The following is a 25,730-nucleotide window of genomic DNA, read 5'->3' as shown; positions in this document are numbered from 1 at the left end:
GGGCCTTATAGCCCCCTCCCCCCGCGGGGCAATGCGGGGTGGCGCCGCGGACGGCCTATCGCCGTCCTGCCGCCAGCAGCAGGGCCGCGCCGCCGACGAGGATGCCCGCGGAGACGCGGTCCGCCACGAGCGTGAAGCGGCCCTTCAGCGCGGCGCGCGCCTTGTCCGCTACCACCGCCCACAGCATGTCGCCCACCAGCGCGATGACCGCGAAGATCGCGGCCAGAAGCGCGATCTGCGGCACCGGATCGGCGGTGTTGGTGACGAATTGCGGCAGGAAGGCCGCGTGGAACAGCAGGGTCTTCGGATTGGCGAACGCCACAGCGAGCCCCCGCCCGAAGGCGGCATGGGCGGAGGGCGCGGGCGCCTCGATCGCCTTGCCGGCGCTGCGCCACTGCATCACGGCGAGCCACACGAGGTAGGCCGCGCCGGCATAACGCACGAGATCGAAGTGGCGGGAGAAGGCCTCCACCACATAGGCAAGGCCTCCCGCCACCAGCGCCAACTGGGCGATGAGGCCCACATTGACGCCCATGGCGGTGAGAATGCCCGCCTGCCGCCCGTGCTTGAGGCTGGTGCCCACGATGAGCGCCACGTTCGGCCCCGGCGTTGCTCCCAACGCGATGCAGGCGAGCACGAACAAGGCGAGGCTTTCAGCCGACATCATCACTTGCGCTCCTCCGACCGAAGGCCCCCGCTCGCGGATCAGGCCTCCGGCGTGTCGTCTCCGGCGGCGTCCACGCCGCCTTCGCCCGCCTCACCCTCGGCACCGGTGTCCTCGCTGATGTGCTCCACCGAGACCACGCGCTCACCTTCCGCCGTGTCGAACACGATGACGCCCTGGCTGGCGCGACCGACGATGCGGATGCCATCCACGGGGCAGCGGATGAGCTGGCCGCCGTCGGTGACGAGCATGATCTGGTCCGCATCCTCCACCGGGAAGGAGGCGACGAGGCGCCCGTTGCGCTCGTTCACCGCCATGGCGACGATGCCCTTACCGCCACGGCCGGTGACGCGATATTCGTAGGACGAGGTGCGCTTGCCGTAGCCGTTTTCGGACACGGTGAGGATGAACTGCTCCTTTGCGCCCATCTCGGCGTAGCGCTCCTGGCTGAGCTGGCCGGAGCCGCTCGCGCCCTCCTCCTGCTCCACCTCGGCGCTCTCGCCCGCCTCGCCGCGCAAAGCACGGCGCATCTTGATGTAAGCGAGCCGCTGCTCGGCGTCGGCATCCACATGGCGGATGATGGCCATGGAGATGACGCTGTCGCTCTCCTCCAGCCGGATGCCGCGCACGCCCACGCTGTCGCGGCCCTTGAACAGGCGCACCTCGGTGACCGGGAAGCGGATGCAGGCGCCGGCCGCCGTGGTGAGGAGCACGTCGTCGTCCTCCGTGCACAGGCCGACATCCGCAATGGCCTCGCCCTCGGCGAGCTTCATGGCAATCTTGCCGTTGCGGTTCACCTGCTGGAAATCGGTGAGCGCATTGCGCCGCACGGTGCCGCCGGTGGTGGCGAACATGATCTGCAGGCGCTGGTTCTCGCCCTCGTCCTCAGGCAGCAGCACGACGGAGGTGATGCGCTCGTCCTGCTCCAGCGGCAGGATGTTGATGAGGGCCTTGCCACGGGCCTGCGGCGCCGCCAGCGGCAGGCGCCACACCTTCATCTTGTAGACCTGCCCCTTGGAGGAGAAGAACAGAACTGGCGCGTGGGTCGAGGCGACGAACAGGCGGGTGACGAAATCCTCGTCCCGCGTCTGCATGGCCGAGCGGCCCTTGCCGCCGCGCCGCTGCGCCCGATAGGTGGAGAGCGGCACGCGCTTGATGTAGCCGGCGTGGGAGACGGTGACGACCATCTCCTCGCGCTGGATGAGATCCTCGTCTTCCAGATCACCGAAGCCTTCGACGATCTCGGTCCGCCGCGGCGTGCCGAACTCCGCCTTGATGGCGAGAAGCTCGTCCCGGATGATCGCCCGCATGCGCGGCCGGCTGGCGAGGATTTCGAGATAATCGGCGATCTCGGCGGCGAGCTTGTCCAACTCCTCGGCGATCTCGTCGCGGCCAAGGGCGGTGAGCCGCTGGAGCCGCAGGTCGAGGATGGCCCGGGCCTGCACCTCGGAGAGGCGATAGGTGCCGTCTTCCTTCAGCTTGTGGCGCGGATCGGCGATGAGGGCGATCAGCGGCGCCATGTCCTTGGCCGGCCAGTCGCGGCCCATCAGCGACTCACGCGCAGTCGCCGGGTCCGGCGCGGTGCGGATGAGGCGGATCACCTCGTCGATGTTGGCGACGGCGATGGCGAGGCCCACCAACACGTGGGCGCGGTCGCGCGCCTTGCGCAGCAGGAATTTGGTGCGCCGGCTGATGACCTCCTCGCGGAAGGCGATGAAGGCGGTCAGCACGTCGTGCAGCGTAAGGATGCCCGGCTTGCCGCCGGAGAGCGCCACCATGTTCACGCCGAACGAGGTCTGAAGCAGCGTGAGCCGGTAGAGGTTGTTCAGCACCACGTCGGCCTGGGCGTCGCGCTTGATCTCGATGACCACGCGCATGCCGTCGCGATCGCTCTCATCGCGGATCTCGGAGATGCCCTCCACCCGCTTGTCGCGCACCAGCTCGGCGATCTTCTCGATCATAGTCGCCTTGTTCACCTGATAGGGAATCTCGGTGACGATGAGGGCCTCGCGGTCCTTGCGGATATGCTCGATGGCGACCTTCGCGCGCATCAGGATGGAGCCGCGACCGGTGAGATAGGCCTGGCGGATGCCGGTGCGGCCAAGGATCAGCGCGCCGGTGGGGAAATCCGGGCCGGGCAGCAGGTCGAGTAGCGCCTCGGGCTCCAGCAGCGGGTCGTCCAGCAGCGCGACGGTGACGTCGATGATCTCGCCGAGATTGTGCGGCGGGATGTTGGTGGCCATGCCCACCGCGATGCCGCCGGCGCCATTGACGAGCAGGTTCGGGAACTTGGCCGGCAGGACGGTCGGCTCATGTTCCGAATTGTCGTAATTGTCCTGGAAGTCGACGGTTTCCTTGTCCAGGTCGTCGAGGAGGGTGTTCGTCACCTTCTCCAGACGGACCTCGGTGTAGCGCATGGCCGCCGGGGCATCACCGTCCACCGAGCCGAAATTGCCCTGGCCGTCCACCAGCGGTACCCGCATGGCGAAGGTCTGGGCCATGCGCACCAGCGCGTCATAGACCGACTGATCACCGTGGGGATGGTATTTACCGATCACGTCGCCGACCACGCGGGCCGACTTGCGGTACTGCTTGTTCCACTCGTACCCGTTCTCGTGCATGGAGAACAGGATGCGCCGATGCACGGGCTTGAGGCCGTCGCGCACGTCGGGCAGGGCCCGGGCGACGATGACGCTCATGGCATAGTCGAGATAGGAGCGGGACAGCTCCTCCGTGATGGAAACGGGCCGGATGTCGGACGGCGGCTCGCCACCTGTCTTCGGCGTTTCGGAATCGGCCAAAAGTCAATACTCGCATGGATTGGTGAGGTGCTTCCTTCTAGCCGATTCACCCCTCCGACGCCAGCAAAACCCCTCTGGCGGACGTAAATTTACACCATATAAATCAATGGGTTATACGGGCCACCTCACCGGTCGCCGGACAATTTGTCCGTTTTGCGTCAGATGGGCCCGCGAACGCCGTCCGAAGCGGCCGGAAAAGGGGGCTGCGACGGCACGGCAAAAGCCCGCCCCCGGCAGGCGCGGGCGCCGACTTTCAGTGAGCCGATCAGCACAAAGCGGGGCCGGTCAGTACCGAAGCTGCCCGCCTTGCCCCGCCCTCAAAGTCGAAGGCGCGCCTCAGAACGGGATTTCGTCGTCGAGATCGGCTGCGGGGCGACCACCACTCGAACCGCCGCCCATTCCGCCGCCAGCCGGGGCCGGACGGCGCCCGCCGCCCGAGGCGCCGCCGCCGCTATAGCCGCCGAAGCTGCCGCCTCCGCCGCCCATGGGGCTGGCAGAGCCGAAGTCGGAGCCGCCGCCGAACTCGTCGGCGCCAGCGCCGCCACCCTCGCGGCCGTCGAGCAGGGTCAGCTCGCCGCGATAGGGACGCAGCACCACCTCGGTGGTGTAGGTCTCGCGGCCGTCCTTCTCATACTTGCGGGTCTCGAGCTGGCCCTCGATGTAGACCTTGGAGCCCTTCTTCAGGAAGCGCTCGGCAACGCCCACCAGGTTCTCGTTGAAGATCACCACGCGGTGCCACTCGGTGCGCTCGCGGCGTTCGCCCGAGGCCTTGTCCCGCCAGTTTTCGGACGTGGCGATGGACAGGTTGCAGACGCGGCCGCCGTTCTGGAACGACTTGACCTCCGGGTCGCGGCCCAGATTGCCGACCAGGATCACCTTGTTGACGCTGCCGGCCATCCCGCTCTCCCTCGTGCCGTGTTCCACCGTACCGCAGGCCGCCGTTGTGACGCGCCGCGAATCCCGCACCCTACCGTCCCCGCCGGGCCATGCGACCCCCGGCGCGGTTTTATCCCCATGATGAACCGATGAACCGACGCGCGCTGCCGCACGTAACAGCTCAGGATCTCAATGTTCACGTTGTGTTCCTAACCGACTTCCCCCAGACTGGCAAGGGCATCGAGCGCGCCCGATGCGAGTCGTCGGCTCTTTTTGGGTGGTGCCCTCCGGAGTTCTGATTATGTTCTCTTCCGCATTGCACAAGGTTCACTACATTTCCGAGAGTTCATGAGCACGTTCCCCGGCGCGCTGCGCGGCTTTCCGGCCGCTGGCGAGCCCGCCGCTGCAAGGGCGGCACGATCGTTCCTCAGGCCCCGACCCCTTTTTGCGCCGCAGGCGCCAGCGGATGTCCATGTCTGATCGCGCAGCCTCCCCGCGTTCCAACCCGGCCGAAGCCCCCGTTCGCGAGGTGCCCCGCCGCGATGCCCGCACGCTTTCGGTGCGCGGCGCGCGCGAGCACAACCTCAAGAACGTGGACCTCGAAATCCCCCGCGACAGCCTGGTGGTGTTCACCGGCCTGTCCGGCTCGGGCAAAAGCTCGCTCGCCTTTGACACCATCTATGCGGAAGGCCAGCGGCGCTATGTGGAAAGCCTCTCGGCCTATGCCCGCCAGTTTCTGGAGATGATGCAGAAGCCGGACGTGGACCAGATCGACGGTCTCTCGCCGGCCATCTCCATCGAGCAGAAGACCACCTCGAAGAATCCGCGCTCCACGGTCGGCACCGTCACCGAGATCTACGACTACATGCGCCTTCTGTGGGCGCGCACCGGCGTGCCCTATTCGCCCGCCACGGGCCTGCCCATCGAGAGCCAGACCGTCTCGCAGATGGTGGACCGCACCCTCGCCTTGCCCGAGGGCACGCGGCTCTATCTGCTCGCGCCGGTGGTGCGCGGGCGCAAGGGCGAGTACCGCAAGGAGCTGGCCGACTGGATGAAGAAGGGCTTCCAGCGGGTCAAGGTCAACGGCGCCTTCCACGAGATCGCCGAAGCGCCGACCCTCGACAAGAAGTTCAAGCACGACATCGACGTGGTGGTGGACCGCATCGTGGTCCGCGCGGACCTTGCCCAGCGGCTTGCCGACAGCTTCGAGACCGCCCTCGGCCTCGCGGACGGCATCGCAGTGGCCGAGTTCGCCGACGAGAAGGATGAGGCCGGCGCGCCCCGCCGCATCATCTTCTCGGAGAAGTTCGCCTGCCCCGTCTCCGGCTTCACCATTCCGGAGATCGAGCCGCGGCTGTTCTCCTTCAACAATCCCTTCGGCGCCTGCCCGGCCTGCGACGGCCTCGGCGTGGAGCAGACCATCGACCCGGACCTGGTGGTGCCGGACAAGGCGCGCTCGCTGAAGCAGGGCGCCATCGCCCCCTGGGCCAAGTCCACCTCGCCTTATTACGGGCAGACGCTGGATGCGCTGGCGAAGCACTACCACTTCAAGCTGAACGTGCCCTTCGCCGATCTGCCGGAGCAGGCGCGCGAGGTGCTGCTCTTCGGCTCGGGCAGCGAGAAGATCACCTTCCACTATGACGACGGCATGCGCGCCTACGAGACCTCGAAGACCTTCGAGGGCGTGGTGCGCAACCTCGACCGGCGCTGGAAGGAGACCGACAGCGACTGGGCGCGGGAGGAGATTTCCAAATACTTCTCCACCGTCCCCTGCAAGGTCTGCAACGGCTACCGGCTGAAGCCCGAGGCGCTGGCGGTGAAGATCGCCGGGCGGCACATCGGCGAGATCGGCGAGCTCTCGGTGCGCGCTGCGGCCGGATGGTTTGAGAGCCTGCCCGCCCAGCTCACCGACAAGCAGAACGAGATCGCCGGGCGCATCCTGAAGGAGATCCGCGAGCGGCTGCGCTTCCTGCTGGACGTGGGGCTGGAATACCTCACGCTGGCCCGCTCCTCGGGCACGCTCTCGGGCGGCGAGAGCCAGCGCATCCGCTTGGCATCGCAGATCGGCTCCGGCCTCACCGGCGTGCTCTACGTGCTGGACGAGCCGTCCATCGGCCTGCACCAGCGCGACAACGAGCGGCTGCTCGGCACGCTGAAGCACCTGCGCGACCTCGGCAACACAGTGATCGTGGTGGAGCACGACGAGGACGCCATCCTCGCCGCCGACCATGTGGTGGACGTGGGCCCGGGCGCGGGCATTCACGGCGGGGAGATCGTGGCGCAGGGCACGCCGGCGGAAATCCTCGCCAATCCGGCCTCCCTCACCGGCCGTTATCTCACCGGCGAATTGAGCGTCGGCGTGCCGGCGCGGCGCAAGCCGAACCCCAAGCGCATGCTCAAGCTCTCAGGCGCGCGCGGCAACAACCTGAAGAATGTCACGGCGGAAATCCCGCTCGGCCTGTTCACCTGCATCACCGGCGTGTCAGGCGGCGGCAAGTCCACGCTGCTCATCGACACGCTCTACAAGGCGGTGGCCCGCCGGCTGAACGGCGCCTCCGAGGCCCCAGCCCCGTTCGACAAGCTCGAGGGGCTGGAGCACCTCGACAAGGTGATCGACATCGACCAGTCGCCTATCGGTCGCACCCCGCGGTCCAATCCGGCGACCTATACCGGCGCCTTCACGCCCATCCGCGAATGGTTTGCCGGCCTGCCGGAAGCCAAGGCGCGGGGCTACGGGGCCGGGCGCTTCTCGTTCAACGTGAAGGGTGGGCGCTGCGAGGCTTGCCAGGGCGACGGCGTCATCAAGATCGAGATGCACTTCCTGCCGGACGTGTACGTGACCTGCGACGTCTGCAAGGGCAAGCGCTACAATCGCGAGACGCTGGAAGTCACCTTCAAGAACAAGTCCATCGCCGACGTGCTGGACATGACGGTGGAAGAGGGCGCCCAGTTCTTCAAGGCCGTGCCCTCGGTGCGCGAGAAGCTGGAGACGCTGCACCGCGTCGGCCTCGATTACGTCAAGGTCGGCCAGCAGGCGACAACGCTCTCGGGCGGCGAGGCGCAGCGGGTGAAGCTCTCCAAGGAGCTGTCGCGCCGCGCCACCGGACGCACCCTCTACATCCTCGACGAGCCAACCACCGGCCTGCACTTCCATGATGTGAAGAAGCTGCTGGAGGTGCTGCACGAACTCGTGGAGCAGGGCAATTCGGTGGTGGTGATCGAGCACAATCTGGAGGTCATCAAGACCGCCGACTGGATCCTCGATCTCGGCCCGGAGGGCGGCGACGGCGGCGGCGAGATCGTGGTGGCCGGCACGCCGGAGACGGTGGCGGCCAGCAAGCGCTCCCACACCGGCCGCTTCCTCGCCGACGTGCTGGCCCGCCGGCCGTTCGCGGACGACCGGAAGGCGGGCGCTGGGACGGACGCCAAGCCGGCGGCAGCCGGTCGCGGCAAGGCCGCGCGGCGTCCGGTCGCGGAAGATGTCGAGGCTGGCGCGCCCGCCCCTGGGGTGGAGGCTGCTGCCGTCGTGTCGGAAGAGGCCGCCTCGACGGAGGCCCCCGAAGCGCCGCGTGTGGCGCGCGGCCGCCGGCGTCGACAGGCCGCCGAGTAAGGCGGCCTCCCGTGTCTTGCGCCCGCAGGCTCAGGCCATGCGGGCGTTGCCGATGCGCATGCGGCGGCGGAGCAGGCGGCCGGGCCCGTAGGTCCACATGAGCTGGGCGCGCGCCCGCAGGCTCAGGTGCCGGGCGGTGTCCTGCGGCACGAACCACGCATTGTGGCCCGTGCGCCGGACGAGATGGTAGTTGCCGCTGCGGAGCACGGCACAGGTCTCGCTGAACCGCTCGCGGTCGTCCACCACCACCAGCTTCGGCTGGAAACGGCTGAGCGTCACCCCCTTCAGGACGTCGGGCTCGGCGCCTTCCACATCCACCGAGAGGAAGTCGATGGTCGAGACGCCGGCGCCCTCAAGAACGGAGTCCAGGGTCGCAGCCGGCACCTCGATCACCATGTCCTCCGGCCGCACCTTGCGCGGATTGAAGATGATGGTGCTGCTGCCGCGACGCTCCAGCAGGGCGACGCGACCCGCCGTCGCAGCTTCGGGCGCGACACAGGCGCACTGGACCACCTGAGCCTGCCGCGCGCGCCGCAGATTATCTGCGAATTCCGGCACCGGCTCGATCAAAAGCCCTCTCCAGCCGGTCAGCTCGAGATGCAGCGTCTGGCTCTGGAAAACCGGATCGTAGGCCCCCACCTCCACGAAAATCCCTGACGGACCAAGGAAGCGGGACGTCAGTCCACGTTCTTCCTGAGCCGTATAGACCGCGGCCCCGGCAAGACCGGTGGCGCTCGCCACATTCATCACATGCCCCCATGCGGCTTACGCATTTGCGTCACGCCATCCACCATGGCGATGGCGTGTCGAGAGGGCCCCCGCCCACTCAAATTCTGTATATCACCAGGGAGGCATAAAAATACCGCCCTAGAGATGTCCTCCATCAGCGGGATGCAATGCAACATTGCAATATTCCGACAGGTTAACGACCTATGGCGCCCCATCATGCACGCGTTGCATTGCTGCAATGCGTCAGCGGTCCTATGGCGATGCAGCATGTGGGCATATGTTTGCCCTCAGCAAGTGGAATCGCCGCGAGGCGGTCCACAAGAGGAGAAGTAACATGTTGCTCTGGGGTTTCCTGGCTCGCCAGTTCCGCCGGTGGCAGGTCTACAATCGCACGGTTGCGGAGCTGTCCAGCCTTGATGATCGCTCCCTCGCCGACATCAACGTGTCGCGCAGCGAAATCCGGGCCGTGGCCCGCCACGCTTCGGCCGTCGCCTGATTTCACGCGACGCCGCCATGGCTGAGCCGGCCTTCGGGCCGGCACCGGAGAATGGTCCCCTGAGGGGACCATTTTCGTTTTTGGGCCCCCTCCATGGCTCCCAAAGGCTCTGAGGGTTGAAGTCCCAGCGGCGCGTGTGGCACACCGCTTGTCCCGCCGGGTGCCCCCGATTGCCGGCGGCACACTGGAGCCGCGATGCCTGACACTTTTTGGCCCGACCGTCCGAATGGCGATAATGTCGCACCCGTCCATGTGGTCGGCGGAGGGCTCGCGGGCTCGGAGGCAAGTTGGCAGCTGGCCACGCGGGGCATTCCCGTGGTGCTTCACGAGATGCGGCCCGTGCGCGGCACCGAAGCCCACCTCACCGACGGTCTCGCCGAACTCGTCTGCTCCAATTCCTTCCGCTCCGACGATCCGCAGGGCAATGCCGTGGGCGTGCTCCATGCGGAGATGCGCCGCGCCGGCTCGCTGATCCTCAAGGCGGCGGATGCCAATCAGGTGCCGGCCGGCGGCGCGCTGGCGGTGGACCGGGAGGGCTTCTCCCGCGCCGTCACCGCAGCGCTGGAGGCGCACCCGCTCATCGAGATCCGTCGCGAGGAGATCACCGGCCTGCCCCCGGCCGAGTGGGATAACGTGATCCTCGCTACCGGCCCCCTCACCTCCCCGGCGCTGGCCGAGGCGATCCTGGGCCTCACCGGCGAAAGTGCCCTCGCCTTCTTCGATGCCATCGCGCCCATCGTGCATTTCGACAGCATCGACATGGGCAAGGCCTGGTTTCAGTCGCGCTATGACAAAGCGGGGCCGGGCGGCACGGGCGCGGACTACATCAACTGCCCCATGGACGAGGCGCAGTACAACGCCTTCGTCGATGCGCTGATCTCCGGCGACAAGGCGCCGGTCCGCGACTTCGAGGCCAAGACCCCCTATTTCGACGGCTGCCTGCCCATCGAGGTGATGGCCGAGCGGGGCCGCGAGACGCTGCGCTTCGGCCCCATGAAGCCGGTGGGCCTCACCAATCCCCACGCGCCGGACGTGAAGGCCTATGCCATCGTCCAGCTGCGGCAGGACAACAAGCTGGGCACGCTCTACAACATGGTCGGCTTCCAGACGAAGCTGCGCCATGGCGAGCAGGCCCGCGTGTTCCGCACCATACCGGGGCTGGAAAATGCCGAGTTCGCCCGGCTCGGCGGCCTCCACCGCAACACCTATCTCAATTCCCCGCGCCTTCTCGACGGCACCCTGCGCCTGAAGGCCGATCCCCGCCTGCGCTTCGCCGGCCAGATCACCGGCTGCGAGGGCTATGTGGAGAGCGCGGCGGTCGGCCTCATGGCCGGGCGCTTCGCCGCAGCCGAGCGGCTTGGGCTGGACGTGCCGCTGCCACCGCTCACCACGGCGCACGGCGCGCTGCTCGCCCACATCACCGGCGGGCATATCGAAGCGGAAGCGGAAGGCGGCCCCCGCTCCTTCCAGCCCATGAACGTGAATTTCGGTCTGTTTCCCCCGCTCGCCGAGGCTCCCAAGGGCGAGGGCGGCAAGCGCCTGCGCGGCGCCGAGAAGACGCTCGCCAAGAAGAAGGCGCTCGCCGCGCGGGCCCTGGCGGACATCCTCACCTGGCTCGACAGCCCGCAACAGGCGGCTTAAGAGGCCCGGATGCCGCGCCAGTCCGTCACGCCGCCGCCTTTGGAATATGATGCCGACCCGGCCCGCTTCGCCGTGGATACGGTGCTGAAGCGCGATGTCTTCTCCACCGTGGAGCGCGGCACCTGGACCGACCGCCACGGCCGGGAATGGCCCGCCGTGCGTCGGCGCTGGAACGACGTCTCGCTCTGGTTCGCGCCCATCGCCTACCAGCTCGCGGCCCACGAGATCCATGCGCTGGAGAAGGTGACGCGCACCGGCGTGACCACGCCGCTCCTCGCCGTCGGCAAGCGCTTCCTCGTTCGCGGCTGGATCGACGGCGCGCCGCTGCAGATCGCCCGGCCGGCCGGGGACATGCACTTCTTCCACTCCGCCCGCGCCGCGCTGCTGACGCTGCACCGCGCCGGCTACGTCCATAACGACCTCGCCAAGCAGCAGAACTGGCTGCGCGGGGCGGATGGCGAGGCGTGGCTGATGGACTTCCAGCTCGCTCTGCCCTTCAGCCGGCGGTCCAAGCTCGGCCGCGTGCTGGCCTATGAGGATCTGCGCCACCTCCTAAAGCACAAGCGCACCTATTGCCCGGACCGGCTGACGCCGCGCGAGAAGAAGGTGCTGGCCACCAAGAGCCTGCCCACCCGCGTGTGGATGGCCACGGGCAAGAAGGTCTACCGCTTCGTCACGCGGCGGCTGATGTCCTATTCCGACACCGAGGGCCGCGGCCCGCGGGTGACACAGGTGGGGCCGCGCATCGCCGCCGCCCTTGCCAGCCATCCCGCCGTGGCGGAAGTGCATATGTCGGATTTCCAGACGCTGGGCGGCAAGGTGGGCCTCTATGCCTTCGTCGCGCCGTCCGCGCCGGTGACGGCGGATGCCCTGCGCGCCCATCTCGCGGCCGCCCTGCCCGACCGGCCGCACCTCGATCACCTCCAGATCGTCGCCGCCCTGCCCAAGGGGCCTGACGGCGCGGTGCGCGATGATCTGCTGCTGCTCATTGCCCGCAACCAGATCGAGATGCTGGACCAGCTCGCCGGCTCGGAGGCCGTGCGGCTTCAGGTGGCGGAGATCGCCCGTGGCCGGCTCAACCTCACCGATCGCATCACCCGCCCCGCCGCCTGACGAAAGTTGTGCGGCGCGGGCCGTGCACGGCCCATTGATTAAACGGACAACCGTTTTATTCTAGGCCCCGCTTCCTGGCGGCGGCCACGACCGCGCATGAGAATCCGGGGAGCGAGGGAGGATGTGACCATGCTGCCGAACGCCCCCGGGGGTTTCGATTTCGACCTCGGCGAAACCGCCGACATGCTGCGCGACACCGTGCGCGATTTCTCCCAGGCCGAGATCGCCCCGCGCGCCGCCGAGATCGACAAGACCAACCAGTTCCCCCGCGACCTGTGGCCCAAGCTCGGCGCGCTGGGCCTGCTCGGCGTGACGGCGGAGGAGGAATATGGCGGCTCCGGCCTCGGCTATCTCGAGCACGTCATCGCCATGGAGGAGATTTCCCGCGCCTCCGCCTCGGTGGGCCTCTCCTATGGCGCGCATTCGAACCTCTGCGTCAACCAGATCAGCCGCAACGGCACGCCGGAGCAGAAGGCGAAGTACCTGCCCAAGCTCATTTCGGGCGAGCATGTGGGCGCGCTCGCCATGTCGGAGCCGGGCGCGGGCTCGGATGTGGTCTCCATGCGCACGCGCGCGGAGAAGAAGGGCGACCGCTACGTCCTCAACGGCTCCAAGATGTGGATCACCAACGGCCCCATCGCCGAGACGCTGGTGGTCTATGCCAAGACCGACCCCACCGCCGGCCCCAAGGGCATGACGGCCTTCCTCGTGGAGAAGGGCTTCAAGGGCTTCTCCACCGCCCAAAAGCTCGACAAGCTCGGCATGCGCGGCTCCGACACCGGCGAACTGGTGTTCGAGGATTGCGAGGTGCCGGAGGAGAACGTGCTGGGCGCCGTGGGCAAGGGCGTCAACGTGCTCATGAGCGGGCTCGACTATGAGCGTGCGGTGCTGGCAGGCGGCCCCACCGGCATCATGCAGGCGTGCATGGATGTGGTGATGCCCTATGTCCACGAGCGCAAGCAGTTCGGCCAGCCCATCGGCACCTTCCAGCTGATGCAGGGCAAGATCGCCGACATGTACGTGACCATGAACGCCACCAAGGCCTACGTCTATGCCGTGGCCAAGGCCTGCGATCGCGGTGCCACCACCCGCGAGGACGCGGCCGGCGCCATTCTCTATGCGGCGGAAAAGGCCACCTGGATGGCGCTCGAAGCCATCCAGACCCTCGGCGGTAACGGCTACATCAACGATTATCCTACCGGCCGCCTGCTGCGCGACGCCAAGCTCTATGAGATCGGCGCCGGCACCAGCGAAATCCGGCGGATGCTCATCGGCCGCCAGCTTTTCGACAAGACCGCCTGATACCACCGCTGCGGCGAAGCTCCCGTCAGCGTGTCTGGCGGGAGGTCGACCGGCGGATTATCGTAGGGGCGGGTCTGCGCACCACGACGCCCCACGGTCGCGCGCTCGGCGGCGGAAGCAACGGCTCCCGTCGCCTGTCGAAGTGACGAACCGAAGGATGGAATGCCATGAAGAAGATCATTCTGGCCGCTACCGCTCTCTCTTTGGCTCTGGCCCCCGCCGCCGCGTTCGCGCAGGGCGTGGTGAAGGGTGCCGAGCAGGGCGCCAATGCCGGCGCTTCGGCCGGTGACAAGGCGGCCGGCCCGGTCGGCGCTGGCGTCGGCGGCACGGTCGGCGGTGTGGGCGGTGCGGTCGCGGGCGGTGTCGCCGGCGGCGTCAAGGGCACCGGCACCGGCGCCGAGAAGGGCGCCAAGGAAGGCGAGAAGGCCGCTGGCCCCGTGGGCGCGGTGGTCGGTGGCGCGGTCGGCGCGGTCGGTGGTGCCGTGGGCGGCGTCATCGGCGTGAAGTGATCGGGCGGAAGTGATCGCCACGTGATTGAGTGAAAGGCCGGCGCGGGGCACCCCTGCGCCGGCCTTTCCTTTTGGTCAGTCCGCTGCGCCGTAGCCGCCGCGCGGCCAGAAGGGCAGGCGCGCCAGCCCGGTCAGCAGGTAGGCGTACATGGCCTGTCGCGGCGCGACGGCGCTGATGAGCACCGAGAGGGATCGCGGTCGCGATGAACAGGGGCAGCACGCCGCCGGCCGCGCCGCGCAGCGACCGATGCTTAGGCTCCACATCCAGATATCTGATGGCGATGGTCAGCACGGCCAGCATGGTCATGTTGCCGGCATAGACCACCACCGCCGGCGCCAGCCCGCCATAACGCCCCACCAGCCCCGACGAGAACGGCACGGTGGTGACGAAGAACAGGAATAGCAACGCAAGGCGCACCGTGTGCCGGTCCACCCTCTCGCTGGTGGGCCGGATCTCGATGCCGCTGCGCCAGAAGGCACCCAGCACGAAGAAGGAAATTACATAGGTCAGCATCTGGTGCGACAGCGAGACCAGATGCGCCGTCAGTTCCGCTGCCGAGGTGAGCGGAAGGTCGTCGGGCAAGCGGATGTCCAGCACCAGCAGCGTCATCGCGAAGGCGAAAATACCGTCGCTCAGGGCGTCCACACGCGCCTTGGGAAAGAGGCTCCTGCCGCTGGATTGCATCCTACGCGCTCCGTGCCGCCGGCACGACGCATGCGGCAGCCCGGCCGGGCTGGACAGTCGCAATCGGGCGTCTCGCCCGTCGCAACGCCCCTCGACGGTCTCGAACTGCGCACGTCACCTTCATTTGCGCCAATGGCTTTTTGCCATTAATGAAATAATCATGACCCACTGAAGCAAGATAATTAGCGTATAGATCATGCGAGCGTGTAGCACAATACCGGCCGACATTCTCTGTCGGACATGATTGCTGCACCTTTTGGGCATCCGACATGAGCCGGGGATTGACCTGGGCATTGGTCGTTCTTGCAACCGTTATCGGCACGATGGTGCCGCTGGCGCCGACCCTTTATGTGTCATGGCGGTTTGCTCTTTCCACGCAGCAAGAACAACTCAATGCCTATGCATTGCGAGTTCTTGATCATACCGACGCGGTCTACGCCGATGCGGTGTCGGCGCTGCGCACCATTGCAGCGATGCCCTTTCCGCCCTGCTCGCCACAGCATATTCGCGCGATGTTGCAGATCACCGAAGAGGCGTTGTCTGTTGTCAACATCGGCTATGGCGCGGGGGACGTGGTCGAGTGCAATTCGTGGGGCATGCTGAACTACAGGCTGGTGCGAGCCCCGGTCCAGATCGAGCAGCCGGATGGCATCGGCCTCATCCTGAACTGGCGGCCGACCAATTTCGGCACTGACCGGGCGATCCTCATCCTGCGCCTGCGCGAGTACAGCGTCCTCGTCGACCAGAGACAGTTCTTCAATGAGTGGGAGACCTCCAACCCATTCACGATCTCGGAAGTCCGCACCCGCGGCGGCCTGCCCATCTATGCGAGCTATCTTGACCGGGACCGACACGCGACGCCGGACGCAGAGGATGCGCGCGTCGAGAAGGTCTCGCGCAACTGGGCCGTGACCGTCCGTCAGCCGCGCATCACATTCAAGGAGCATCTGCAGGCCAATCGGGCGGTCCTCCTGCCCCTTTCGGCCGCGATCGCGCTGCTGTCGGCCGCGTCGGGGCTGCTGGTGCTGCGCCGGCAAAGCTCGCCCCGCACCGAACTGGCGAAGGCGCTGAAGAAGGGCGAACTGGTCGCGCACTACCAGCCGATCATCGAGCTGGCCACGGGGCGCTGCATCGGCGCCGAGGCGCTCGTGCGCTGGCCGCGTGCGGACGGCAGCCAGACTCCGCCTGATATGTTCATCCCCCTCGCCGAGGAAACCGGCCTGATCGGGCGCCTGACCGACCAGATGCTGTCCGCCGTCATCGACGATCTCGGAGACCTGCTGCGCGATGACCCGCACGCGCATGTCAGCATCAACCTCAGCGCCGTCGACATCACCACCGGGCGCATCCTGCCGGTGCTGGAGCGTGTGCTGGACGGCTCCGGCATCCAGCCACGGCAGATATGGCTCGAAGCGACGGAGCGCAGCTTCATCGATGTGGACGGGGCGCGCGCCACGCTCCTCGAACTGCGCCGCCGCGGCCACAGGACCGCCATCGACGATTTCGGTACGGGATATTCGGGCCTCAACTACATCCAGAACCTGCCCATCGATCTTCTGAAGATCGACCGGTCTTTCATCGCCGCCGTCAATACGGAGGCGCCCACGCGCGACGTGACCCCCTACATCATCGCCATGGGACACGAGCTGAAACTGCAGATCATCGCCGAGGGTGTGGAAACCGAGAACCAGGCCGAATATCTGCGCACCCAGGGCGTGAGCTTCGCCCAGGGCTGGCTTTACTCGAAGGCCCTTCCGGCCTCGGCATTCCTCGTCTTCTGGACAGCCAGACGCCGATAGGGCCGGCCGCTCTCACCCCGTGATCGAGGCGAGCGCCCGCTTCAGCATCACCTTCGCCAGCTGCGCCCGGTATTCGGCACTGCCGTGCAGGTCGCTCATGAGGTTGGAGGGATCGAGCGCGAGGCCGGAGATGGCCTGGACCGTGAAATCGGAGGAGAGGATGTCCCCCGCCTCGGTCCACAGGAACACGCCGGACTGCCCTGCCCCCGTCACCGCCACCCGCACCTCGGCTGCCGTCTTCGCCACGAACACGCCAGCCATGGCATAGCGCGAGGCCGGATTGCGGAACTTGGCGTAGCCGGCCTTCTCCACCTTGGGGAAGTCCACGCGGGTGATGATCTCCCCCTCCTCCAGCGCCGTCTCGAACAGGCCGCGGAAGTAGTCGGACGCGCCGATGGAGCGGCGGTCGGTGACCACGCTCGCGTTCAAGGCGAGCACCGCGGCGGGATAGTCGGCGGTCGGGTCGTCATTGGCCAGCGACCCGCCGATGGTGCCCCGGTTGCGCACCGCCACGTCGCCGATCATGCCGGCGAGATCGGAGAGGGCCGGGATGGCGGCGCGAACCACATCCGAGGCGGCCACCTCCGCATGGCGCGTCATGGCGCCGATGGAGACGCCTTCCGTCGTGGCGCAGATGCCGGAGAGTTCCGGGATGCGGGAGAGGTCCACCAGCGCGGTCGGCTGGGCGAGGCGCTGCTTCAGGGTCGGCAGCAGGGTCTGCCCGCCGGCCAGCGCCTTGGCCTCCGGATCGGCGGAGAGGATCGCGGCAGCGGCGGCGATGGCGTCGGGACGCTGATAGTCGAAGGCGTACATGGCGTCCTCCTATTCCGCAGCAAGACGGGAAGCGCGCGCCTGCGCGATGGCCCACACCCTGGAGGGCGTGGCGGGCATGGGCACGTCCTCGGTGCCGAGGGCGTTGGTGAGCGCGTTGATGACGGCGGGCGGCGCGCCGATGGCCCCGGCCTCGCCGCAGCCCTTGATGCCGAGCGGGTTCGAGGGGCAGCGGGTCTGCGTCATGCCCACGGTGAAGGAGGGCAGGTCGCCGGCGCGGGGCATGGTGTAGTCCATGTAGGAGCCGGTCACGAGCTGGCCGTCCTCGTCATAGGTGACGCCTTCCATCAGCGCCTGGCCGATGCCCTGCCCGATGCCGCCGTGCACCTGCCCTTCCACGATCATCGGATTGATGATCTCGCCGAAATCGTCGATGGCGACGAAGGACTTGATCTCGACGACGCCGGTCTCCGGGTCCACCTCCAGCTCGCAGATGTGGCAGCCGGCGGGGAAGGTGAAGTTGGTGGGGTCGTAGAACGCCCCCTCCTTCAGCCCCGGCTCGATCTCGGAGGTGGGGAATTTGTGCGCCACATAGGCGTTGAGCGCCACCTCGGCAAAGGCGAGCGAGCGGTCGGTGCCGGCGACCGTGAACCTGCCGTCCTTGAACTCGATGTCCCCTTCCGAGGCTTCCAGCATGTGGGCGGCGATCTTCTTCGCCTTGGCCTCCACCTTGTCGAGCGCCTTCACGATGGCCGACATGCCGACGGCGCCGGAGCGCGAGCCGTAGGTGCCCATGCCGAACTGCACCTTGTCGGTGTCGCCGTGAACCACGCTCACCTGATCGATGGGGATGCCGAGGCGGGCGGAGACGAGCTGGGCGAAGGTGGTCTCGTGTCCCTGCCCGTGGCTGTGGGAGCCGGTGAGCACCTCCACATTGCCGGTGGGATTGACGCGCACCTCCGCGCTTTCCCACAGGCCCACGCCGGCGCCAAGCGAGCCCACCGCCGCCGAGGGGGCGATGCCGCAGGCCTCGATATAGGCGGAGAGGCCGATGCCCCTGAGCTTGCCGTTGCGCTCGGATTCCGCGCGGCGGGCCGGGAAGCCCTTGTAGTCCGCCACCTCCAGCGCCTTGTCGAGGGAGGCGACGTAATCGCCCGCGTCGTAGCACATGATGACGGGCGTCTGGTGCGGGAAGGACTTGATGAAGTTGCGCCGGCGGAACTCCGCCGGGTCCTCGCCGCGCTCGCGCGCCGCCTTCTCCACGATGCGCTCCAGCAGGAACGTCGCCTCCGGCCGGCCGGCGCCGCGATAGGCGTCCACCGGGGCGGTGGTGGTGTAGATGGCATCCACCTCGCAATAGATGGCGGGGATGGCGTACTGGCCCGACAGCAGCGTCGCGTAGAGATAGGTCGGGATGGAGGAGGCGAAGGTGGAGAGATAGGCGCCCATGTTGGCGCGCGTCTTGATCCGGAAGCCGATGATGTGGCCGGCCTCGTCCATGGCCAGCTCGGCATGGGTGATGTGGTCGCGGCCGTGGGCGTCGGACAGGAAGGCCTCCGAGCGGTCCGCCGTCCACTTCACCGGCCGCCCCACCTTCTTGGAGGCCCAGGCGCAGACCGTCTCCTCCGCATAGATGAAGATCTTGGAGCCGAAGCCGCCGCCCACGTCCGGGGCGATGACGCGCAGCTTGTTCTCCGGCGCGATGCCGACGAAGGCGGAGAGCACGAGGCGGGCGACGTGCGGGTTCTGGCTGGTGGTCCAGAGGGTGAAGGCCTCGTCGCCGGAATCATATTCGCCGATGGCCGCACGGGGCTCGATGGCGTTGGGGGCGAGGCGGTTGTTGACGATGTCGATGCTCGTCACCTTCGCCGCGCGGGCGAACGCGGCCTCGGTGGCGGCCTTGTCGCCCAGCTCCCACTCGAAGGCGGTGTTGCGAGGGGCGCAGTCGTGGATCTGCTCGCCGTCCGTCGCCGTGGCGAGGTCCGCGACGGCGGGGAGCAGCTCGTATTCCACCTCCACCGCCAGCGCGGCGTCCTTCGCCTCGTTCAGCGTCTCGGCGATGACGACGGCCACGTGGTCGCCCACATAGCGCACCTTCTCCTTCGCCAGCGCCGGATGGGAGCCCATCTTCATGGGGCTGCCGTCCTTGGAATGGATCATCCAGCCGCAGATGAGGTCGCCCAAGCCGTCGGCGGCGATGTCCGCGCCGGTGAGCACGTCCACCACGCCCGGCATGGCCTTGGCCGCGGTGGGGTCGATGTGGCGGATGCGGGCGTGGGCATAGGGCGAGCGGACGAAATAGGCGTAGGTCTGCCCGGGACGGTCGAGATCGTCCGTGTAGCGGCCCTTGCCGGTGATGAAGCGGTGGTCTTCCTTGCGCCGGACCGCGGCGCCGATGGGCGTGACGGAGCTGGAAACGCTGGCGTTCATCGGGATCCTCCCGGCGCCGCCCTTTGCGGGCGGGCTATGTCTGCGAGATGCGTGACGGACGGGGTGCGGCAGCCGCCTATTCGGCGGCGCGCGGCGCCTCGGCGGAGCCCATGGCGGCGGCGCCCGCAGCCACCGACTTGACGATGTTGTGATAGCCCGTGCAGCGGCAGATATTGCCGTCGAGGTTCTCGCGGATGGTCGCCTCGTCGAGGTCGGGGCCGAAGCGGGCCACGAGATCCACCGCGCTCATGATCATGCCCGGCGTGCAGAAGCCGCACTGCAGGCCGTGGTTCTCGCGGAAGGCTTCCTGCATCGGGTGCAGCTTGCCGCCGGTCGCCAGCCCCTCGATGGTGGTGACGGACGCGCCGTCCGCCTGCGCGGCGAGAACCGTGCAGGACTTCACGGCCACCCCGTCGAGATGGACGACGCAGGCCCCGCATTGGCTGGTGTCGCAGCCCACATGCGTTCCGGTCAGGTCCAGCGTCTCGCGCAGGAACTGCACCAGGAGAGTGCGCGGATCGATCTCGGCTGAGACGGACTTGCCGTTCACGGTCAGACGGACGGGGACGCGAACGATGGTCGTCGCCTCGGACATGCCTCACCTCCCTGAGCCGGCCCCCGGTTGCCCGGGCAGTCTTCCGGCGCGGGGTTCGTCCCCGCGTCCGGCACTCACGGCGGCCGGCCGTTTTTCATTCCTCCAATGTGGGACGGCGCCGGTGACGCGGTCAAGACGGGGGTGCCCCGATGGGGAACCCGTCACGCTCTCGTGCGCGCGGGCTCCGGCAAGGGCAAGGCGTCGTCCTCGGCGATCAGCGAGGGCTCGGTCTCCTCCGCATCGATCATCGCCAGTGCATCGGCCCGGGAGGCGAAGCGGTTGGCGATGACGCCCACGATGACCAGTTGGAGGAAGTGGTAGAGCATGATGGGCGTGATGATGAGCGACAGGGCCGGTGCCGCGCCGAACATCACGTGGGCCATGGGCAGACCCGTCGCCAGCGACTTCTTGGAGCCGCAGAAGGCCACCGCCACCGTGTCCGGCGCGGAAAAACCCATCAGCCGGCACACGCCGCGCGTCAGCGCGTAGACCACCGCGAACAGGCCGACGACGGCGACGATCACTTCGGCGAGCAGCAGCGGGCTCAGGCCCTTCCACACGCCGGAAACCACGCTGTCGCAGAACGAATTGTAGACGATGGCGAGGATCACCACGCGGTCCGCCGCCTTCACGAATGCGCGGTGCCGCTCCACGGTCTTGAGCAGCAGCGGCCGCAGCGCCTGGCCGAGGGCCAGCGGCAGCACCACCAGCGTCACCAGCTTCAGGATGACCGCGCCGAGATCCATCCCGCCGCCCACCGCGTGGAGATACCACGCCATCAAAGCCGGGGTGGCGAACACGCCGATGAGGCTGGAGATGGAGGCGTTGAAGATGGCGACGGGCACGTTGCCCCGCGCCAGCGAGGTCATCGCCACCGAGGAAGACACGGTGGAGGGCAGCGCCGCGAGGAAGAAGAAGCCGATGGCGAGCGGCTCCGGGAACAGTCCGCCGGCGAGCGCCAGCGCACCCACGACCACCGCCGGGAAGACGAGGAAGGTTGTAGCCTGCACCACGAGGTGCAGATCCCAGCGCGCGGCGCTCTCGATCAGCCGCCGTGGAGACAGCGAGACGCCGTAGAGCAGGAAGATGACCGCCACGCCCCACGTCGCCGCCTTGTCGGCGTGGAGGATGCCGCCGGTGACGCCGGGCTTTGGCCAGGCGAGGGCAAGGACGACGGTGGTGGCGAGGGCGACGAGAAAGGGATCGAGCTTCAGTCGTGACAACATGAGCCGTGTGACGAGGCGTGGGGATGATGTCCCCTCCCCGCGGCCGCTTCCCGTCCCCATCGAAGCCCGCTGCGCCTGAGGCGCGGAAAGGCTCCGCTTCTTCCGCCACCCGGCATCTGAGATGCCCGGCCACGGCTGCGCCGATCTTGGTGTCGACAATATACCAGGAAGGTATCCACCTGCGCCCGCCCCCTGCAAGGCCGAAATAAAGGCAGTCGAAGCTTGGCCGAAAGCTCCCGTTGACGGGGTTCGCGACGCAATTGTGTCGGCCGAAGGGCCGGGTTATGACTCTCAAATACGGCAGCGCACAATCATCGGGCACGATGAGATAAGAGGCGCCCGAACAGAGGGGTTCAAGCGGCGGATGGATGTCTTCCTCCAGCAGCTCATCAACGGATTGACCCTCGGGTCGATCTACGGACTGATCGCCATCGGCTACACGATGGTCTTCGGCATCATCGGAATGGTGAACTTCGCCCACGGCGACGTGTTCATGGTCAGCGCCTTCATCGCGCTCATATGCGTGCTGCTGCTGACGACGGTGGTCGGCCTCAGCTCCATCTTCCTCATCCTCGCCATCACGCTGGTGGTGGCGATGCTGTTCACGGGCCTCGTGAGCTGGACCATCGAGCGCGTGGCCTACCGGCCCCTGCGCGGCTCCTTCCGCCTGGCGCCGATGATTTCCGCCATCGGCATGTCCATCCTGCTTTCGAACTTCGTGCAGGTGGCGCAGGGCCCGCGCAACAAGCCGCTGCCGCCCATGGTGACGGAGGTGATCGTCATCCGCGAGACCAACGGCTACGAGGTGACGCTCGCCTACAAGCAGATCATCATCATGGTGGTGACGGCGGTGCTGCTCGCGGGCTTCTGGTATCTCGTCAAGAAGACGCCCCTCGGCCGCGCCCAGCGGGCGTGCGAGCAGGACCGCAAGATGGCGGCGCTCTTGGGCGTGAACGTGGACCAGACCATCGCCCTCACCTTCGTCATCGGCGCCGCCCTCGCTGCCGTCGCGGGCGTCATGTACCTGATGTATTACGGCGTCGTGAACTTCGCCGACGGCTTCGTGCCCGGCGTGAAGGCCTTCACCGCGGCCGTGCTGGGCGGCATCGGCTCGCTGCCGGGCGCGGTGCTGGGGGGCATCCTCATCGGTCTCATCGAGACCTTCTGGTCGGCCTATTTCTCCATTGAATACAAGGATGTGGCGGCGTTCTCCATCCTTGTGGTCACGCTCATCTTCCTGCCGCAGGGCCTGCTCGGCCGGCCGGAAGTGGAGAAGGTGTGATGGCTCCGGTCTCCGGTTCCGATCTCGCCGATGTGCCCGACCCCTCCCCGGTTCCGGCGGAAAAGCCCCGTGGGCCGGAGCGGACCTCCGCCGTGGCGGGGGCCTTCAAGGACGCCCTTGTCAGCGGCCTGCTGACCGCCCTGCTCTTCCTGCCCCTCGTCGGCTTCCGCGCCAGCGAATCGAGCACCGGCTCGCTGGTGCTCACCTATCGCTTCGGGCTGGTCGCCATCTTCGCCGGCATCGTGATGGTGGGCCGTTTCCTGCTCATGGTCACGGTGTGGAACCCGAACCGGCCGCCCCGCCGCGTCTCGACCACGCCCGGCGTCATGGCCCGTCTCGGCGCGCTGGCCTCGCCGGCGGTGAAGCCGGTGTTCTTCAGCTTCGCCATCCTCTACCCGTTCCTGTCCATCCTGCTCGCCGGCGGGCTGAGCCCGAGCCGCTACTGGGTGGACCTCGGCATCTACGTGCTCACCTATGTGATGCTGGGATGGGGCCTCAACATCGTGGTGGGCCTCGCGGGCCTGCTGGATCTGGGCTACGTCGCCTTCTACGCGGTGGGCGCCTACACTTTCGCTTTGCTCTCCACCAGCGTGCCCATCAACGACTTCTTCGCCGGCACGCTGGGCGACGACTTCTGGACGGCCTGGGCGTTCTGGATCTGCCTGCCGCTCTCCGGCATCCTCGCCGCCATGTGGGGCGTCATTCTCGGCTTCCCGGTGCTGCGGCTGCGCGGCGACTATCTCGCCATCGTCACCCTGGCCTTCGGCGAGATCATCCGCCTCGTGCTCATCAACTGGGTGTCGCTGACCAATGGCGGCGCGGGCATCTCCTCCATCCCGCCCATCACCTTCTTCGGCGTGCCGTTCGATTCCTCCGAAACCGGCTTCGCCAGCATCTTCGGGCTGGAGTTCAACTCCATGCACCGCATGTTCTTTCTCTATTTCGTCATCCTGGGCCTCGCGGCGCTCACCGCTGTCGTCACCATCCGCCTGAGGAAGATGCCGGTGGGCCGGGCGTGGGAAGCGCTGCGCGAGGATGAGATCGCCTGCCGGTCGCTGGGCATCAACACCACGCTGACCAAGCTCACGGCCTTCGCCACGGGCGCCATGTTCGGCGGCTTTGCCGGCGCCTTCTTCGCCGTGCGCATCCGCTTCGTCTCGCCCGAGAGCTTCACCTTCATGGAATCGGCGGTGATCCTCGCCATCGTCGTGCTCGGCGGCATGGGCTCGCAGATGGGCGTCGCGGGCGCGGCGATTCTGCTCATTGGCGGCATGGAGCTGCTGCGCAACCTCTCCTTCCTGAAGGCCGATTTCCTGTTCGGCTCGGACTTCGACCCCTCCCTCTACCGCATGCTCATCTTCGGCTTCGCCATGGTGGCGGTGATGGTGTGGCGCCCGCGCGGCCTCGTCTCCAGCCGCATGCCCACCATCTTCCTGAAGGAGCGCAAGGCGGTGTCCGGGTCGTTGGTGAAGGAAGGGCACGGCTGATGGCGGGCGAGAGCGCAAGCCCCGCCCGCGAGAGCCGGGCCTGGGACCGCAATCCGATCCTGAAGGTCGATCACCTCTCCATGCGCTTCGGCGGCCTCGTTGCCGTCAATGACGTGTCCTTCGTCGCGGGGCGAGGCGAGGTGACGGCGGTGATCGGGCCGAACGGCGCGGGCAAGACCACGGTCTTCAACTGCATCACCGGATTCTACAAGCCCAGCACCGGCCGCCTCGCCCTGTTCCACGGCGGCCCGGCGACGGACGCGGAAGTGGACGGCGTCACCGCCTCGGGCCTCGCTTGGGGCAAGTCGGAGGCCGGCGCGCTCTATCTGCTGGAGCGCCTGCCCGACCACAAGGTCGCCTCCTGGGCGCGGGTGGCACGGACCTTCCAGAACATCCGCCTGTTCTCGGGAATGACCATCCTGGAAAACCTGCTTGTGGCGCAGCACATGTCGCTGACCACTTCGGGCCTGCTCAACCCCGCCGCGATCCTCAATTTGCCGTCCTGGCAGCGGAAGCAGAAGGGCGCCGTGGACCGCGCGCTCTACTGGCTCAACAAGATCGGCCTCGTGGACCGCGCCGACGATCCGGCGGGCGACCTGCCCTATGGCGACCAGCGCCGGCTCGAGATCGCCCGTGCCATGTGCACGGACCCGGTTCTGCTCTGCCTGGACGAGCCCGCCGCCGGCCTCAACCCGCGCGAATCCGCGGCGCTGAACGAGCTGCTGCTGTCCATCCGGCGCGAGCATCAGGCCTCCATCCTGCTCATCGAGCACGACATGTCGGTGGTGATGGAAATCTCGGACCACGTGGTCGTGCTGGAATACGGCTCCAAGATCGCCGACGGCACACCCGACGAGGTGCGCAACGACCCGCGCGTCATCGCCTCCTATCTCGGCGTCGAGGACGAGGAAGAGGCCGTCGCGGTGGTGGAGGCGGGGGCATGAGCATCCAGCCGGACACCAAGGCCGTGACCTCTCCCGCTCCCGCCGCGCGCAAGGCGCCGCTGCTCTCCGTCTCGGGCGTCACCGCCTATTACGGCAACATCATCGCGCTCAAGGGCGTGGACATCGAGGTGAATGAGGGCGAGATCGTCACCCTCATCGGCGCCAACGGCGCCGGCAAGTCCACCTTGATGATGACCATCTGCGGCAGCCCCCGCGCCCGCGACGGCCGCATCATCTATGCCGGACGGGACATCACGGCCCTGCCCACCCACGAGATCATGCGCCTCAGGATCGCGCAGTCTCCGGAAGGCCGGCGCATCTTCCCGCGCATGACGGTCTACGAGAATCTGCAGATGGGCGCCGCCATCGACGGCAACGCCCATTTCGCCGAGGATCTGGAGCGCATGTTCACCTTGTTCCCGCGGCTGAAGGAGCGCATCGCCCAGCGCGGCGGCACGCTCTCCGGCGGCGAGCAGCAGATGCTGGCCATCGCGCGCGCCCTCATGAGCCGCCCGCGCCTGCTGCTGCTGGACGAACCCTCCCTCGGCCTCGCGCCCTTGGTCGTTCGGCAGATCTTCGACGCCATCCGCATGCTCAACCGCACCGAGGGGCTCACCGTGTTCCTGGTGGAGCAGAACGCCTTCCATGCGCTGAAGCTCGCCCACCGCGGCTATGTGATGGTGAACGGCCTCGTCACCATGTCCGGCACCGGCGCGGAACTGCTCGCCCGGCCAGAAGTGCGCGCCGCCTATCTGGAAGGAGGGCGCTGA

20 protein-coding genes are annotated in these 25,730 nt (G+C 67.6%); 11 read left to right on the top strand and 9 right to left on the bottom strand.

The window, feature by feature from the left end; translation table 11 throughout:
• Positions 1–55 precede the first annotated feature (55 nt).
• The 3 genes from D7006_RS11890 to ssb form a co-directional block, all read right to left on the bottom strand.
• Positions 56–667: a LysE family translocator gene (locus D7006_RS11890; protein ID WP_237356751.1), complete on the bottom strand. Its 612-nt coding sequence runs from the start codon at positions 665–667 to the stop codon at positions 56–58.
• 38 nt (positions 668–705) lie between these two features.
• Positions 706–3,465 (bottom strand): DNA gyrase subunit A, encoded by a 2,760-nt coding sequence (gyrA, locus tag D7006_RS11885; RefSeq protein ID WP_237356750.1) that lies wholly within the window; start codon positions 3,463–3,465, stop codon positions 706–708.
• A 336-nt stretch (positions 3,466–3,801) separates the two neighbouring features.
• Positions 3,802–4,362 (bottom strand): single-stranded DNA-binding protein, encoded by a 561-nt coding sequence (gene ssb / locus D7006_RS11880; RefSeq protein WP_237356749.1) that lies wholly within the window; start codon positions 4,360–4,362, stop codon positions 3,802–3,804.
• A gap of 451 nt (positions 4,363–4,813) precedes the next feature.
• Here ssb and uvrA point away from each other — a divergent pair, with 451 nt between their 5' ends.
• Positions 4,814–7,951, top strand: a complete 3,138-nt coding sequence (gene uvrA, locus D7006_RS11875) for an excinuclease ABC subunit UvrA (RefSeq protein ID WP_237356748.1) — start codon at positions 4,814–4,816, stop codon at positions 7,949–7,951.
• A gap of 30 nt (positions 7,952–7,981) precedes the next feature.
• Here the strand turns inward: uvrA and D7006_RS11870 are convergent, their stop codons facing one another.
• Positions 7,982–8,698 carry an FkbM family methyltransferase gene (locus tag D7006_RS11870; RefSeq protein ID WP_237356747.1) on the bottom strand — a complete coding sequence of 239 codons (717 nt, stop codon included), beginning with the start codon at positions 8,696–8,698 and terminating at the stop codon, positions 7,982–7,984.
• A gap of 316 nt (positions 8,699–9,014) precedes the next feature.
• Between D7006_RS11870 and D7006_RS11865 the strand changes: the two genes are divergently transcribed.
• The 5 genes from D7006_RS11865 to D7006_RS11845 all read left to right on the top strand — a co-directional run bounded on the left by D7006_RS11865 (position 9,015) and on the right by D7006_RS11845 (position 13,741).
• Positions 9,015–9,176 carry a DUF1127 domain-containing protein gene (locus D7006_RS11865; protein ID WP_169120482.1) on the top strand — a complete coding sequence of 54 codons (162 nt, stop codon included), beginning with the start codon at positions 9,015–9,017 and terminating at the stop codon, positions 9,174–9,176.
• 195 nt (positions 9,177–9,371) lie between these two features.
• Entirely contained in the window at positions 9,372–10,817 is a 1,446-nt protein-coding gene (gene trmFO, locus D7006_RS11860) for a methylenetetrahydrofolate--tRNA-(uracil(54)-C(5))-methyltransferase (FADH(2)-oxidizing) TrmFO (RefSeq protein ID WP_237356746.1), read from the top strand.
• A gap of 9 nt (positions 10,818–10,826) precedes the next feature.
• A complete protein-coding gene (locus tag D7006_RS11855) occupies positions 10,827–11,930 on the top strand; it encodes a serine/threonine protein kinase (protein WP_237356745.1) in 1,104 nt (367 codons plus the stop codon).
• Positions 11,931–12,059: 129 nt separating this feature from the next.
• Positions 12,060–13,232, top strand: a complete 1,173-nt coding sequence (locus D7006_RS11850) for an isovaleryl-CoA dehydrogenase (protein WP_237356744.1) — start codon at positions 12,060–12,062, stop codon at positions 13,230–13,232.
• A gap of 167 nt (positions 13,233–13,399) precedes the next feature.
• Positions 13,400–13,741, top strand: coding sequence for a hypothetical protein (locus D7006_RS11845; RefSeq protein WP_197023024.1), 342 nt, complete (start codon positions 13,400–13,402; stop codon positions 13,739–13,741).
• Here the strand turns inward: D7006_RS11845 and D7006_RS11840 are convergent.
• The gene (locus D7006_RS11840) at positions 13,725–14,426 is read right to left on the bottom strand and encodes a TMEM175 family protein (RefSeq protein WP_237356743.1); all 702 of its coding nucleotides are present in this window, start codon (positions 14,424–14,426) and stop codon (positions 13,725–13,727) included. The two genes, D7006_RS11845 and D7006_RS11840, sit on opposite strands and share 17 nt — an antisense overlap.
• 281 nt (positions 14,427–14,707) lie before the next feature.
• Between D7006_RS11840 and D7006_RS11835 the strand changes: the two genes are divergently transcribed.
• The gene (locus tag D7006_RS11835; RefSeq protein WP_237356742.1) at positions 14,708–16,225 is read left to right on the top strand and encodes an EAL domain-containing protein; all 1,518 of its coding nucleotides are present in this window, start codon (positions 14,708–14,710) and stop codon (positions 16,223–16,225) included.
• Positions 16,226–16,237: 12 nt separating this feature from the next.
• Here D7006_RS11835 and D7006_RS11830 read toward each other — a convergent pair whose 3' ends face one another.
• The 4 genes from D7006_RS11830 to D7006_RS11815 form a co-directional block, all read right to left on the bottom strand.
• Positions 16,238–17,038 carry a xanthine dehydrogenase family protein subunit M gene (locus D7006_RS11830; protein WP_237356741.1) on the bottom strand — a complete coding sequence of 267 codons (801 nt, stop codon included), beginning with the start codon at positions 17,036–17,038 and terminating at the stop codon, positions 16,238–16,240.
• 9 nt (positions 17,039–17,047) lie between these two features.
• Complete coding sequence (locus tag D7006_RS11825) at positions 17,048–19,426, bottom strand: xanthine dehydrogenase family protein molybdopterin-binding subunit (protein WP_237356740.1); 2,379 nt, start codon at positions 19,424–19,426, stop codon at positions 17,048–17,050.
• 76 nt (positions 19,427–19,502) lie between these two features.
• On the bottom strand, positions 19,503–20,021 hold the full coding sequence (locus D7006_RS11820) for a (2Fe-2S)-binding protein (RefSeq protein WP_169120494.1): 519 nt from the start codon (positions 20,019–20,021) through the stop codon (positions 19,503–19,505).
• A gap of 161 nt (positions 20,022–20,182) precedes the next feature.
• Positions 20,183–21,247, bottom strand: a complete 1,065-nt coding sequence (locus tag D7006_RS11815) for a bile acid:sodium symporter family protein (RefSeq protein WP_237356739.1) — start codon at positions 21,245–21,247, stop codon at positions 20,183–20,185.
• A gap of 364 nt (positions 21,248–21,611) precedes the next feature.
• Here D7006_RS11815 and D7006_RS11810 point away from each other — a divergent pair, with 364 nt between their 5' ends.
• The 4 genes from D7006_RS11810 to D7006_RS11795 are packed head-to-tail and all read left to right on the top strand — an operon-like array spanning position 21,612 to position 25,730.
• Complete coding sequence (locus tag D7006_RS11810) at positions 21,612–22,529, top strand: branched-chain amino acid ABC transporter permease (RefSeq protein WP_169120498.1); 918 nt, start codon at positions 21,612–21,614, stop codon at positions 22,527–22,529.
• The gene (gene livM, locus D7006_RS11805) at positions 22,529–24,016 is read left to right on the top strand and encodes a high-affinity branched-chain amino acid ABC transporter permease LivM (protein ID WP_237356738.1); all 1,488 of its coding nucleotides are present in this window, start codon (positions 22,529–22,531) and stop codon (positions 24,014–24,016) included. The genes D7006_RS11810 and livM overlap by 1 nt, the downstream gene beginning before the upstream one ends.
• Positions 24,016–24,960 carry an ABC transporter ATP-binding protein gene (locus tag D7006_RS11800; RefSeq protein ID WP_229644030.1) on the top strand — a complete coding sequence of 315 codons (945 nt, stop codon included), beginning with the start codon at positions 24,016–24,018 and terminating at the stop codon, positions 24,958–24,960. Before livM ends, D7006_RS11800 begins: the two co-directional genes overlap by 1 nt.
• Entirely contained in the window at positions 24,957–25,730 is a 774-nt protein-coding gene (locus D7006_RS11795) for an ABC transporter ATP-binding protein (protein WP_169120512.1), read from the top strand. The genes D7006_RS11800 and D7006_RS11795 overlap by 4 nt, the downstream gene beginning before the upstream one ends.

The organism is Xanthobacter sp. YC-JY1 (genome assembly GCF_021730305.1).
Lineage (GTDB): Bacteria > Pseudomonadota > Alphaproteobacteria > Rhizobiales > Xanthobacteraceae > Xanthobacter > Xanthobacter flavus.
This window is presented reverse-complemented; position numbering and strand designations above follow the sequence as displayed.